9 protein-coding genes are annotated in these 13,437 nt (G+C 44.6%); 6 read left to right on the top strand and 3 right to left on the bottom strand.

Annotated elements, in window-relative coordinates; translation table 11 throughout:
• The first annotated feature begins 99 nt into the window (after window positions 1-99).
• Complete coding sequence (gene amrB, locus ACT3IB_RS07865) at window positions 100-1,344, top strand: AmmeMemoRadiSam system protein B (protein WP_491538456.1); 1,245 nt, start codon at window positions 100-102, stop codon at window positions 1,342-1,344.
• A gap of 43 nt (window positions 1,345-1,387) precedes the next feature.
• On the opposite strand, the gene gldC is transcribed toward amrB, so the two are convergent.
• The 3 genes from gldC to ACT3IB_RS07880 form a co-directional block, all read right to left on the bottom strand.
• On the bottom strand, window positions 1,388-1,726 hold the full coding sequence (gene gldC, locus ACT3IB_RS07870; RefSeq protein ID WP_491538457.1) for a gliding motility protein GldC: 339 nt from the start codon (window positions 1,724-1,726) through the stop codon (window positions 1,388-1,390).
• Window positions 1,727-1,862: 136 nt separating this feature from the next.
• Entirely contained in the window at window positions 1,863-3,176 is a 1,314-nt protein-coding gene (gene ahcY / locus ACT3IB_RS07875; RefSeq protein ID WP_491538458.1) for an adenosylhomocysteinase, read from the bottom strand.
• Between the two features lie 108 nt (window positions 3,177-3,284).
• The gene (locus ACT3IB_RS07880; protein ID WP_491538459.1) at window positions 3,285-3,839 is read right to left on the bottom strand and encodes a TlpA family protein disulfide reductase; all 555 of its coding nucleotides are present in this window, start codon (window positions 3,837-3,839) and stop codon (window positions 3,285-3,287) included.
• Between the two features lie 283 nt (window positions 3,840-4,122).
• Between ACT3IB_RS07880 and ACT3IB_RS07885 the strand changes: the two genes are divergently transcribed.
• The 5 genes from ACT3IB_RS07885 to ACT3IB_RS07905 all read left to right on the top strand — a co-directional run bounded on the left by ACT3IB_RS07885 (window position 4,123) and on the right by ACT3IB_RS07905 (window position 13,369).
• On the top strand, window positions 4,123-7,164 hold the full coding sequence (locus ACT3IB_RS07885) for a SusC/RagA family TonB-linked outer membrane protein (protein WP_491538460.1): 3,042 nt from the start codon (window positions 4,123-4,125) through the stop codon (window positions 7,162-7,164).
• An 18-nt stretch (window positions 7,165-7,182) separates the two neighbouring features.
• On the top strand, window positions 7,183-8,562 hold the full coding sequence (locus ACT3IB_RS07890) for a RagB/SusD family nutrient uptake outer membrane protein (protein ID WP_491538461.1): 1,380 nt from the start codon (window positions 7,183-7,185) through the stop codon (window positions 8,560-8,562).
• A gap of 117 nt (window positions 8,563-8,679) precedes the next feature.
• Entirely contained in the window at window positions 8,680-9,885 is a 1,206-nt protein-coding gene (gene lhgO, locus ACT3IB_RS07895) for an L-2-hydroxyglutarate oxidase (protein ID WP_491538462.1), read from the top strand.
• Window positions 9,886-9,956: 71 nt separating this feature from the next.
• A complete protein-coding gene (locus ACT3IB_RS07900; RefSeq protein WP_491538463.1) occupies window positions 9,957-12,842 on the top strand; it encodes an FAD-binding and (Fe-S)-binding domain-containing protein in 2,886 nt (961 codons plus the stop codon).
• Between the two features lie 95 nt (window positions 12,843-12,937).
• Window positions 12,938-13,369: a cupredoxin domain-containing protein gene (locus ACT3IB_RS07905; protein WP_491538464.1), complete on the top strand. Its 432-nt coding sequence runs from the start codon at window positions 12,938-12,940 to the stop codon at window positions 13,367-13,369.
• Window positions 13,370-13,437 lie beyond the last annotated feature (68 nt).

Genomic DNA, 13,437 nt, shown 5'->3' on the forward strand with positions numbered 1-13,437 from the left:
CCGTGTCATCCTTAATTTATTTCAGGAGCTATGCGATAACGAACATTAAAGATGCTAAAACAAGTTTAGCAGGACACATGCTCTTAAAACGATTATTTCATGAATGAACAAAAGCTTTTCGATTCTAAATCAAAACCAATCCCTCCATTACGGCAAGATCTGCAACTCATCCCCATACAAGACAATGGGGATGCACTCCTCTATTTTCATGATCAACGGGAATATGCTACCGCAGACTTTGCTTTAAAGCGGGGAGCGGGACAGATTATTTCATTATTCGACGGGCAAAAAAGCATTCACGATCTTGCACCTCATTTGGGGAACGGAATCAACACAGATGATCTGCTTCAATTTATCCAGCTGTTAGACAAAAACCGGGTATTGGCTTCTGATTATTTTGAGCAGCATTCAGAGAAGATCGAGGCTGGATATGAGAAATCAACTGTTCATCAATCCGTAACAGCCGGCAGCTCCTACCCTGCTGATCCCAAAGAGTTAAAAGATTATCTGGATGAGGCTTTTGCCGAGCATGCTCAAAAAGATATCGAGTCAACCAGCAATGCCAAAGCTCTGTATGCTCCCCATATCGATCCTCGCGTAGCACTGAACAGTTATGTAAAAGCTTTTGCTCCCATCCGTTATCTAAAACCCAAACGCGTGATTATGCTAGCTACGTCGCATTACGCCGGACTCTTTCCCGATCTCTATCAAAGTGATCCTTTCATCTTAATCAATAAGGATTTTGAAATGCCATTGGGGACCGTCCACAGAGACCAGCAAGCTATTGGGGAATTACAAAATTTCAAAACTGATGCAGGAATCTCTATCCACGATCGTGCCCACCGTATGGAGCACAGCCTTGAGCTCCATCTGTTATTTTTAAGCTATCTTTGGGATCATGAATACGAAATTGTGCCTTTCGTTATTCGAGGACTGGATGACTTATATTACATGGAGGATGGGCACCTAGCTCAGCAACTTGATAACTTTTCCGCATTATTAAACAAAAAGTACGGCAACGACAGCGACACTTTTTTCCTGATCAGTGGTGACTTAGCACACGTCGGCAAAAAGTTTGGAGATGACGCTCCTGCTGCAACGATGTTTGATGATATAGAAAGCTTCGACAAGCAATTCTTGAAATACGGTACTAACAATGACCGGCAGTCCATGCTTGCCCTGATGAAAGAAGAGTATGACCCCTATCGCATTTGTGGATTCCCACCTCTTTATACTTTCTTGCAGACGATGCCCCAAGTAGAAGGGGAAGTGTTAAATTACGATTTATGGGATGAACGGGAGCGCGAGAGTGCCGTAACTTTCGGTTCCATTCTTTATCAATAATAACATTATATTTCCTCCTTTTTCAGTTGCTGCTGTTTAATTCCTACTGATCCAGAATTTCCATTTTTTCAGCGAAGTAGGAAGTAAAGTCCCGCATATCTTCGGCCATTCCCTCTTCTTCAGTAGAATTTTCCAGGGTATCAGCCATCGTTACCAACGTCTGATGAAAAAATATTTTCATTTCGTCTTTGGTCATCTCTTTCGTCCATAAATCCAGTCGCAGCGTATCCTGTTTTTTGGGATCCCACATTGATAAAAACATCGCCTTACAGTTGGCAATACCTTCGCCCTCTTTATCGGTTGCATTCCAATCGATTTTTTCGGGCACATTATTGTCGTCGAGTTCTACGGTTATGCTAATTTCTTTCTTGTTATCAGACATAAATCAACCTATTACTTACAAAGACTATTGTTATAGAAATCCTGAAACAAGTTCAGGATGACATGTTATGATCAAATAAAAAGGCCTCATCCATCGCAAAATGAATGAGGCCAAAATTACAAACTGCTATAGAAAATTAATAGCGGTAATGATCAGGCTTATATGGTCCCTCTTTGGGAACATCAATGTATTCCGCCTGTTCGTCAGAAAGCTCTTCAAGCTCCACGCCAATTTTCTTGAGGTGCAGACGCGCTACTTTCTCATCCAGATCTTTTGGAAGTACACTTACTTCCAAGTTAAAATCTTCCGGACGATTCCAGAGTGCAATCTGAGCCAGCGTCTGGTTGGTAAAGCTGTTTGACATCACAAAAGAAGGATGTCCTGTTGCATTACCGAGATTCATCAGTCGACCTTCGGAAAGGAGAATAATCTCTTTTCCATTGTCATCGAGCTTAAACAGATCCACCTGCGGCTTGATGTTAACACGCTCAGAATTTTCTTTGAGCCATGATACATCAATTTCATTATCAAAGTGGCCAATATTACCGACAATCGTTTTATCCTTCATATTCTTGAAGTGACGCTCGGTAATAATATCTTTATTACCTGTTGCCGTAACGACAATGTCGGCTTCTTTAACAGCATCGTCCATCTTCATCACTTCATAGCCTTCCATGGCCGCCTGAAGTGCACAAATAGGATCAATTTCCGTAACAATTACACGAGCACCGGCTCCACGAAGTGATGCAGCAGAACCTTTTCCGACGTCACCGTATCCGGCCACCACTGCAACTTTCCCGGCCAACATGATATCAGTAGCACGCTTAACCGCATCCACACAAGACTCGCGACAACCGTACTTATTATCAAACTTCGATTTGGTTACTGAGTCGTTAACGTTGATTGCAGGAGCACCAAGCGTTCCAGTTTTCGCCATCTTATACAGGCGATTCACACCAGTGGTCGTTTCCTCAGAAATACCATTGATGCCGTCGAGCAGCTCGGGATAATCTTCATGTACTAATTTCGTAAGATCTCCGCCGTCATCTAAAATCATATTCAGCGGTTCGCCATCCTCAAAGAAGAGCGTCTGTTCTATCGCCCACCAGAATTCTTCTTCGTTCATCCCTTTCCAGGCGTACACCGGAATCCCTTGATCAGCAATAGCTGCTGCCGCGTGATCCTGTGTTGAAAAAATATTGCAGGAAGACCACTGTACCTCGGCTCCCAGCTCAATGAGTGTCTCAATTAATACTGCTGTTTGAACCGTCATGTGCAGGCAGCCCGCAATGCGTGCGCCCTTCAACGGTTGTTCATCCGCATATTCTTCGCGGAGCGCCATCAAGCCCGGCATCTCTGCCTCGGCTAAACGTATCTCTTTCCGGCCAAAATCAGCCAGTCCAATGTCCTTAACTTTATAAGGAAGTTTCTCTTTTACCTTCTGTGCCATGAATTTGATTGCTTAATTTCCGTTTTGTGAAAGTTTCTAAAAATACAAGATTTACTGACGTTACTCAACAACGGCAGCTAAAAATACATTCCTTCGCAGTACTACTTTTTATTTATGCTTCTCGATGATCTTCTTTAGCTTCTTGTAATCGCCCTTTGGTCCGGATGTGCCCAATGATTTTTCTATAAAATTCCCCTCTGCATCTACGTAAATTTTGTAAGGAATACCCTGTACTCCCAACTTCCGATGCAGGTTGTTAGAATCCATAAGGTACTCAAAAGTATAATCATGCTCTTGGGCGAAAGCTTCGGCATCTTCCCTTGTATCTGTAAATCCGGGAGTTACTGCTAATACTACAAAACTGTCAGAATATTCTTCCTGTACTTTTTGCATGGTTGGAAAACTTGCCAGACAGGGTTTGCACCATGTCTCCCAAAAATCGATAAGTACTACCTTTCCTTTAAAATCCGAAATGGATACTTCGTTCCCTTCCAAATCGGTAAATGTAGCCTGTTCCACATATTGGGCTTCCGTTAACTTTTGATCGGCCTTGTTGTCATTTTCAGTTGAGCTTGCTGCTTCCTTTTGCTGCTTATCCGATCCACCACAAGCAATTGAACTAATTGCCAATAAAAGTATAATCGCCCAAGAATAATTTCTCATCTTATCAAATCTAATTGAATGTTTGTTTGACCAAAGATACAAAACAGAGATCATAAGATAAGCATTCAAATAATATCATCTGTGGGATACATCAGCGACCCATCTGTGATATCCACACCATAAAAAATAAGGAAAAAGATCTTTTTCTTTCGTCTAATTTAGGAAAAAAGCTTAAATCCTTGACTTTTTTCTGTTTTTACACCTGCCGGCCAAAAAAAATTCTCCCCTATAGTTATTGCGAGTATATTGCTTGTAACTATAATAATAACACTAATTTATAGCTATGTATAACAGTTACAAATTCCTTTTCGCGCTGGCTATAATGCTATTGTATTCTAATATAGCTTTAGCACAGTTCACAGTAACCGGCTCAGTAGTAGACGAGCGCACCGGAGAGCTACTTGTAGGAGCAAATATATTTCATGCCGAAACAAGTATAGGCACGACAACAAATGTCGATGGAGAATTTTCAATTGAATTACCCGGAACTGAGGCCATTCTGCGCATCAGTTATGTGGGTTATATCGCAAAAAACATCAATGTAGACATCAATACAGAAGACCTCGTAGTTGAACTATCTTCTGATGTAGCTAATCTAGAAGAAGTAGTGGTAACCGGTCTTGCCAGCTCCATAAAAAGGGAAAACCTGGCTAATTCGGTCACCTCTATTTCATCCGCGGAATTGAGAGGAACCACACAATCACAAACGCTGAGTTCGGATCTGTATGGTAAAATTCCCGGGGCTAACATCAGTGCCAATTCAGGAGCGCCCGGCGGAGGTATCTCGATGAAACTGCGTGGTGTGACAACGATTAACGGATCTTCGGAGCCATTATATATTGTAGATGGCATCTATCTTAACAACGATGCTATTCCAAATGGATCCAATGCTGTAACAGCGGCCGCAGCCGGCGGTAGTGCTTCCAATCAAGATAATCCCGTAAATCGAATAGCTGATCTTAATCCCGATGAAATTGAAAGCATTGAGATCTTAAAAGGAGCCTCAGCTGCAGCCATTTATGGACAACGAGCCTCCAGCGGAGTGGTAATCATTCAAACAAAACGTGGTAGTGGAGGACAACCACAATTCAGCGTTTCTCAGTCTGTCGGTTTCAATACCATCATCAAAAAACTGGGTGCACGTGATTTTACAGCCCAAACAGCTGAAGATGCCTTTGGTCCAACCGGGTTGGCGCTTTTTAATGAAGCCCAAAACTCAGGAAGATTCCTAGATTACGAAGAGTTAATGTACGGTCAAGAAGGTATGCTTGCACGTACTCAAATAAGCAGCAGTTTCGGAAATGAATCTACCAGCTTCTTTATCAGCGGAAGTTTGCAGGATGATGAAGGAATTATTCCGACGACGGGATATGAGAAGCAATCAATACGAGCCAACATAGATCACCGGTTTACCAATAATCTAAACGTTAAAGTATCCTCAAATTATATCCACTCCGAAACGTTTCGAGGATTAACCAATAACGACAACACCGGCACGACTTTCGGGGTATCGATGGTAGCTACCCCCAACTTCATTGATTTGCGTCCCGATGCCAACCGAATATACCCCAACCATCCGTTTAACTCGGCCAATCAGCTACAAACACGCGACCTGTTTTCTAACGGTGAATTCGTGAATCGAGTGTTAACATCGGTTGAGGTAGATTACAGCATCATACAACAATCAAAGCATGCATTAAACTTTAGATTTACGGGCGGTGTGGATCACTTCAGTCAAAATAACAAGCTTGTATTTCCCAGCGAATTGCAGTTTGAGCAGGCCAGTGGAGCACCCGGCACCCTAATCGAAACCAACACCAATAATTTAAACACCAACACCTCGGCACTGCTGGTTCATAATTTTACGGCAAGCGACCGACTTTCATTTGTTTCACAGGCCGGATACACCTCTTTTAATAATGACCAAAACCGGGTTTTGAATGTATCAAATGGAGTCTTGGGTACGCAAACCAATGTAGATCAGGCCGTATCTGTGCGAGTAGATCAGACTAAAATATTTCAGCGCGACCGCGGTTTCTTCCTCCAGGAAGAAGTAAACTATGCCGATACTTATATCGCAACGGTGGGATTACGCGGTGATAAGTCCGATCGAAACGGCGATGTCAATAAAATATATCTGTACCCGAAAGCCTCACTGGCATGGAATATTACCAACGAAAATTTCTGGTCAGCCGATGCCATTGACAACCTCAAGTTCCGTGTTGCTTACGGGCAAACCGGTAACCTTTCCACGTTCGGAGCTAAATTTACATCCCTGGCACCCTCCAATACCGGTGGATTGGGAGGCGTTTTACTGACCAATATTCGTGGGGTCGAAAATATCAAACCCGAACGCCAGAAAGAGATCGAGGCAGGTTTTGATATCTCCGTCAAAGATGGACTCGCATCACTCGAACTTACAGTCTATCAAAAACAGATTGAAGACATGTTATTACAGCGCGAGCTGGAACCATCAACCGGATTCAGTTTCGAAAGCTTTAATGCGGGAAAAATGAGAAATCGAGGTGTTGAGGTGAGCTTGAACCTGCTCCCTGTAAACAGACGAAACTTTAATTGGAACGCTAACATCAACTTTTGGAAAAATGTCTCCGAAGTAACCGATCTACCTGTGCCCGCCTTTGATGTAGGGGGGTTCGGTACCTCATTAGGAGTATATCGAATCGAAGAGGGTAAATCAGCTACTCAAATCGTAGGCCTTGATCCAGAGGTCGACGGTAATGGAAACCTTGTTACCGATGCAAACGGCAACCCTAATATTCTAACGAAAAAACTGGGTGATGGGGAGCCTGACTTCCAGATGTCGATGCAGAATGAGTTTAAAATATTCAGAAACGTAGACTTTTCATTCCTGCTCCATTGGAAACAGGGCGGCGACATGATCAACCTTACGGAGTTGCTGTTCGATCTCAATGGAACAACACCTGATTATGATGATACAGACTTGACCTTTGCCGAATACCAGAATCAAGCGGCAGAAATTACCGATGATACGCCTAACGGTATTAAACGACTAAGTCTGCTGGGTATCAGCACCGACCAATTTGTACAGGATGCTTCGTATCTGCGCCTGCGGGAAATAGGATTGTATTACAACGTTCCCAGCACATGGCTGGCTAACGTCAGCAACGGCATACGCGGTGTTCGGCTGGGTGCTTCGGCAACCAACCTCTTTACCGTGTCGCCGTATCGCAGCTATGATCCAGAGGCCTCCAACTTTGGAAACCAACCTATTGCTCAAGGTATTGAGGTAGCGCCCTATCCCTCATCCAAGCAATATTATTTCCACTTCAAGATCGACTTTTAATCAAGCAGGTATATTATTATGAAACTATCAAACCAAGGATTTACCAAAATTGTACTGTTAACTGTCGTTATGATGTTTTGGGGCTTTAGCTGTGATATCGTCAATATCAATGACCGTGCCGATCCCAATAACTCAGAACTTCAGAGTATTCTTGACAACCCATCACGAGCAGATATTAGCACTCTTGCTGTGGGAACCGAAGCCGGACTCCGTACTGAACTGCGCATCTACCATATTAACATGGGGATGATTGGCCGCGAAATGTACCGTTTCCTTTCTGCTGAACCTCGTAATACCGGAGATTTGCTCGGTAAAGGAAATGCACAGCTTGATGCCGGCTCGTTCTATATAACGAGAACATGGGCCTCATTCTATCGGGTCATCCGGAACGCTAACATCACCATCCAGGCTGCTACCACACTCAATAATGATGGTGTTTATTCGGATGAAGAATTCAACAGCGTACTGGGTTATGCCAAAACCATGAAAGCCTATCAATATTTGATGGCTCTGACACAAACAAACGAAAATGGTCTTCGTCGGCAACTCGAAACGGATATTTTTAATGCCGGCGAATTGCTAAATACTGCCGCATCGTATCAGCTTATTGCTGATCTCCTGGATGAAGCCGCAACAAATCTGACCAATGCAGGAGCGGTATTTCCCTTTAACCTATCGGGTGGCTTTGATGGATTAAACACCCCGGCAACGTTCAGGGAGTTTAACCGTGCCCTGCGCGCACGCGTCGAAGTATATCGGCCGCAGCCAGACTGGAATACCGTTCTTACGACCTATCTGCCGGAATCGTTTATCGACGAAACGGCAGACCTGCGTTTTGGGTCGTATCATCTATTTTCAACCGCTACCAACGACCTGCTCAACCAGGTCTTTGCTGATCCGCAATCGGGATCACGTGACAGCTGGGTAGCCCACAATTCGTGGGTAGAAGATGCCGAGGCCGGTGATCTGCGCATCGATCAGAAAGTTCAGTTGCGCAATGAACCTGCTACTCTTGATTCACTTACCAGTGACTACGGACTGTTTGTTTATCAGTCGCAAACCGCTCCAATGCCCATTATTCGCAATGCCGAGCTCCTGTTAATTCGGGCTGAAGCACTGACACAGCGTAATAATGCAGGTGATTTGGATGCTGCGGAAGACGATCTGAATGTCATCCGCAATGCGGCGGGACTTGGTGACTTCAGCCGTGGTACGGGAGGCCAAGCCGAAGTTATTGACGAGATGCTCAACCAGCGCCGTTACGAACTTTTCTTTGAAGGTCACCGCTGGGTGGACATGCGTAGATATGATCGACTCGATGAACTTCCTATTGATCGCCAGGATGATAATGTTTGGGTATCGTTCCCCATTCCCGAGAATGAAAATATAAGCCAGTAGTTCTACCCCACCTTAGCAGGCCATCTCAAGAAACTTGGGATGGCCTTTTTTATTTATCCCCAGTCTGCATTTTTGTATTTTAGGCGACTAATTTTAGGGATGAACAAACTTTAGCTCATGTCAACTTACGATTTTATTATAGTAGGAGCCGGCATCGTCGGTCTTTCTACGGCCTTTAAAATTTCAGAGTCTTACCCCGATTTAGATATTCTGGTACTCGAAAAAGAAGATAATGTTGCTGCTCACCAGACCGGTAACAATTCAGGTGTTATTCACTCAGGTATCTATTACAAGCCCAACAGCTATCGCGCAAAAAACTGCGTGGACGGGCGTCACCAACTCGTTGATTTTTGTGAGCAATACGGTGTTGAGTATGAAATATGTGGTAAGGTTATCGTCGCTACCGAAGAAGACGATATCCCAAGACTGGATAATATTTTTGAAACAGGCCAGATAAACGGAATCGAAGGCATTAAGAAAATCGACCCAGATGAAGTTACCGAAATTGAACCTTACGTGACCAATAGCGTGAAAGGCATTCACGTACCCTGCTCAGGCATCGTGGATTACGTGGGCGTTTGTCAACAACTGCGTACACTTATTGAACAAAACGGCAACCGGGTCGCATGTGGGCAAGAAGTTACAAATATCGATCAAGACAAAAGCGGACTATCTGTTAACACAACTACTGATACTTTCCATGGGAACTATCTAATCAACTGCGCCGGATTGTACAGTGATCAGGTCGCCGAGTCGGCAGGTGTACAACCGGATATACAAATTGTGCCTTTCCGAGGTGAGTATTATGAACTTAAGCCCGAGGTCCAGCATTTTGTTAACGGATTGATTTACCCCATGCCCAACCCGGCGTTTCCATTTCTGGGCGTACACTTTACCAAGATGGTGCGTGGGGCTGTAGAATGTGGACCCAATGCCGTTTTTGCGTTCAAGCGCGAAGGGTACGATAAGCTTTCATTTGATCTGGATGAAACCATTGAAACACTCAACTTCCCGGGGTTTTACAATCTGGCCCGAAAGTACTGGAAGATGGGCTTGGATGAGTGGTACCGGTCATTCTCCAAAAGAGCTTTTGTTAAGGGACTGCAAGAACTCATTCCAGCCATTCGTCCCGATCATCTAAAGCCCTCTCCTTCTGGCGTGCGGGCCATGGCACTAAAGCCCAATGGCGAAATCCTGGATGATTTCCAGTTTGAAGTTACGGATCGTGAAATTCATGTACTCAATGCCCCGAGTCCTGCCGCAACGGCCGGCCTTGCCATCGGTGATGAGATCCTGAAACGCGCCGAAAACACTTTTTTGTAGCCATAAAAGTGTTCCGGAACATTGAAGCAATTTTTTGCAAAGGCATCCAAATATTGGTATATCTTTCTCCTATGGATATATCTCTCGAACCCCCCACTCCCGACATTCATACCAACGAGCAAACACGCCGCCTGTACGCCAACGACGCCTCCAGTTATGAAGAATTGCCCGAAGGCGTAGCTTTTCCAGAATCGCTACATGAAATTACCGAAATTGTTCGATGGGCACGGGAAAATCACAAGAGCATTACCGCACGGGGAGCGGGAACCAGCCTTGCGGGACAAACCACCGGTGGTGGTATTGTTATGGATGTAGGTCGCAATATGAACCGGATTATTGAACTTAACGAACGTAAACAGTTTGCTAAGGTACAGCCGGGCGTAATTCGGGATACCCTAAACCGGAAAGCCAAAAAATATAACCTGCTCTTTGGACCTGATACCGCCACTACGAATCGCTGCATGATTGGCGGAATGATCGGTAATAACTCCTGCGGTATCTTTTCGATCAAACATAAAACCACGCGGGAACATATTCTTGAGATTGACGCTGTACTGAGCGACGGATCCCAGGCTACTTTTAAGCCGCTGACCAAAACCGAATTGGCGGCCAAGATGGAGCTTGATACGCTCGAGGGTTATATCTATCGAGAAATGAGTACGCTTATCCGTAAACACCGAGATCAGATTTTAGAAAACTATCCCCATCCCGAAATTATCAGGCGAAATACCGGTTATGCGCTTGATCGTCTTTGTGAAATGCAGCCATTCCATTCGGACGGCAGAAAGTTTAATATGGCCGAATTGCTTTGTGGCAGTGAGGGCACACTGGCCATGACCGCTTCGGCAAAACTCAGGCTCGTCTCTCGAGATCCTGAATCCATCATTTTAGTACCTCATTTTTCAACGATTCGAAAAGCCCTTGAAGCCACGGTCGAAATCGTCAAAGAAGATCCTGCTGCCGTAGAATTGGTTGATGATATTATCCTAAACGCAACCAAAGGCAACATCGAACAGCGCGAAAATCGTTTCTTTTTGGATGGCGATCCCAAGGCAATTCTGATTGTACAACTCGACGGTGATGACGCCAGCGAACTTCACCAAAAAGCTGAAAAGCTATCTAAAAAATTACAAAGATTGGGTCTCAGCGAAGCCACGCCTATCATCACTGAAGAAAATAAAATGGAACGTGTCTGGAACCTGCGCAAAGCGGGATTGGGATTACTCATGGGGCTGGGGTCGGAAGGACGAACCCCTACTTTCGCTGAAGATACGGCTGTTCGCGTTCCTGATTTGCCTGACTATATTGATGATTTCCAAAAGATTTTGGATAAGCATGACACCAACTGTGTGTTTTATGCCCACGCTTCGGTGGGAGAACTACACTTGCGGCCGGTTATCAATCTGCAAAAATCGGAAGGGATTGAGAAAATGAAAACGATGGCCGGTGAAATTGCTGATCTGGTACGTAATTACCGCGGATCGCTTTCCGGCGAACATGGTGATGGCCGAGCACGAGCTCCATATATTGAAAAAGTACTCGGATCAGAGATGATACCGCTGCTTAAAAAGGTAAAGCAGATCTGGGATCCCAAAAATATATTCAATCCCGGTAAAATTACGGAACCAAAGCCGATGGAACAGGATCTTCGGTATTCTCCGTCGTATCAAAAACCCAAAGTAGTTACCCAGTTCAACTGGCGAAAAGAGGAGAGTTTTGCAGATGCAGTAGAACTTTGTAACGGGGCAGGTGTTTGCCGAAAGCTATCCGAAAGTGGCGGCACGATGTGCCCCAGCTATATGGCTACCAAAGAGGAAAAGCATTCCACTCGTGGACGAGCAAACCTGTTTCGACAACTATTTTCCGGAAAACAAAAAGAAGCGTTTCGATCCGAGGAACTTAAGGATGCACTTGACTTGTGCCTGAGCTGCAAGGCCTGTAAAAGCGAATGTCCCGCCAATGTGGATATGGCAAAAATGAAAGCCGAATTCATGCAGAGATGGCATAAAGCACACGGAATTTCGCTGAGCGAACGCTTTTTTGGTCAGGCTGCTAAATTATATCCCCTGGCAAGTATGTTTCCTAACATATCTAACTGGATGATAAAGCAACCTGTTACTAAGGAACTACTGTACCAGTTTTTAGATATTGACAAGCGCCGCACTTTGCCGACTTTCGCCAATGTAACATTTATGGACTGGTGGAATAGCCGCGAGAACCGTTCGGTGACAGATTCAACAAGTGGACAAGAGGCGGTACTTTTAATTGATATTTTCACCAATTACCATGAGCCGGAAATCGGCAAAGCAGCCGTTCAGTTTTTAGAATCTCAAGGCATCGGGGTTATTGTCCCTGACTTTCACGAAGTGGGACGCCCACAGATCTCGAAGGGGATGCTTACGCATGCTAAACAAATTCTTGATACTCATTTACCCAAATTGGCTACATTCGCTGATCAGGGGATGCCTATCATCGGGCTCGAACCTTCAGAAATTTTAACCCTCCGCGATGAATACCTCGACTTATGTAACGAAGATCAGGTTCACTCAGCGGAAAAAGTAGCCGATGCCACCTATACTTTTGAGGAGTTCGCCGCTTCCTTGCTCGCAGATTCTCCTTTATCCTCAAAAAAGGAGAAGGTATTTGTACACGGACACTGCCACGCCAAATCACTCATTGGAAATTCAGCTATTCACAAAACGCTGGAAAGTGCTGGCTATGAGGTTGAAGTTGGCGACACCGGCTGCTGCGGAATGGCCGGCAGCTTTGGGTATGAAGCTAATCACTACGAGGTATCAATGAATATTGGGAACCAACGGTTATTCCCCGCCCTGCAAAATATCGCGGAAGATACTATCATTTGTGCACCGGGCTTTTCGTGCCGTCATCAAATAAAAGATGGGTGTAATTTAAAAGCTCTGCATCCAGCCCAACTACTCGCTGACAATTTTAGCTGAGAAAAAACCTTTCCGGAGGCAACCCTCATACTAATATTGCTGTACAGATAAGAAACGGACTCCAGCAATCTAATCACAATTATGAGGGATTTATTATGCTAATAAGCAACCATCACAATAACCTTTTGACTATTGTTCTGTCTTTGTTTCTGATTGTAGCAGGATGCAGCGAATCGAGTACAGACTCCGGCAACGAGAATAATAACAACAACCAAAATCAATCGGCAACCTTTTCAAGCGGCCCTATTGCACCCGGGGACACCTTTAGCTATACCTTTGAGGAAGAGGAAACCGTTGATTATTACTGTACTATCCATTCACCGGATATGACCGGTCAAATTACCGTTACCAGTAATACGGAAGCGGTAGATCGAGATACTGTTAGCATGGAAAGCGACCAATTTGTCCCCGAAAACCTTGAGGTAGCACCCGGCACCCAAGTAGTATGGGTTAACAACCAAGCTCACGATCATGATATTAGAACCGGCTCTCCATCTTCTGATGGAAATAGCGATCCAAATTATTAAGCTGATCTGATCTCAAAAATATGAGTCCACCCTGAGCTCATCTGATCTGCATCTGCAGACATCTCTTA

This window comes from Fodinibius sp. GM21, from assembly GCF_058386955.1.

What these genes read in the sequence shown, in the direction of transcription:
- amrB (WP_491538456.1), top strand. Translation starts at nt 100, where the DNA reads ATGAATGAACAAAAGCTTTTCGATTCTAAATCAAAACCAATCCCTCCA.
- gldC (WP_491538457.1), bottom strand. Translation starts at nt 1,726, where the DNA reads ATGTCTGATAACAAGAAAGAAATTAGCATAACCGTAGAACTCGACGAC.
- ahcY (WP_491538458.1), bottom strand. Translation starts at nt 3,176, where the DNA reads ATGGCACAGAAGGTAAAAGAGAAACTTCCTTATAAAGTTAAGGACATT.
- ACT3IB_RS07880 (WP_491538459.1), bottom strand. Translation starts at nt 3,839, where the DNA reads ATGAGAAATTATTCTTGGGCGATTATACTTTTATTGGCAATTAGTTCA.
- ACT3IB_RS07885 (WP_491538460.1), top strand. Translation starts at nt 4,123, where the DNA reads ATGTATAACAGTTACAAATTCCTTTTCGCGCTGGCTATAATGCTATTG.
- ACT3IB_RS07890 (WP_491538461.1), top strand. Translation starts at nt 7,183, where the DNA reads ATGAAACTATCAAACCAAGGATTTACCAAAATTGTACTGTTAACTGTC.
- lhgO (WP_491538462.1), top strand. Translation starts at nt 8,680, where the DNA reads ATGTCAACTTACGATTTTATTATAGTAGGAGCCGGCATCGTCGGTCTT.
- ACT3IB_RS07900 (WP_491538463.1), top strand. Translation starts at nt 9,957, where the DNA reads ATGGATATATCTCTCGAACCCCCCACTCCCGACATTCATACCAACGAG.
- ACT3IB_RS07905 (WP_491538464.1), top strand. Translation starts at nt 12,938, where the DNA reads ATGCTAATAAGCAACCATCACAATAACCTTTTGACTATTGTTCTGTCT.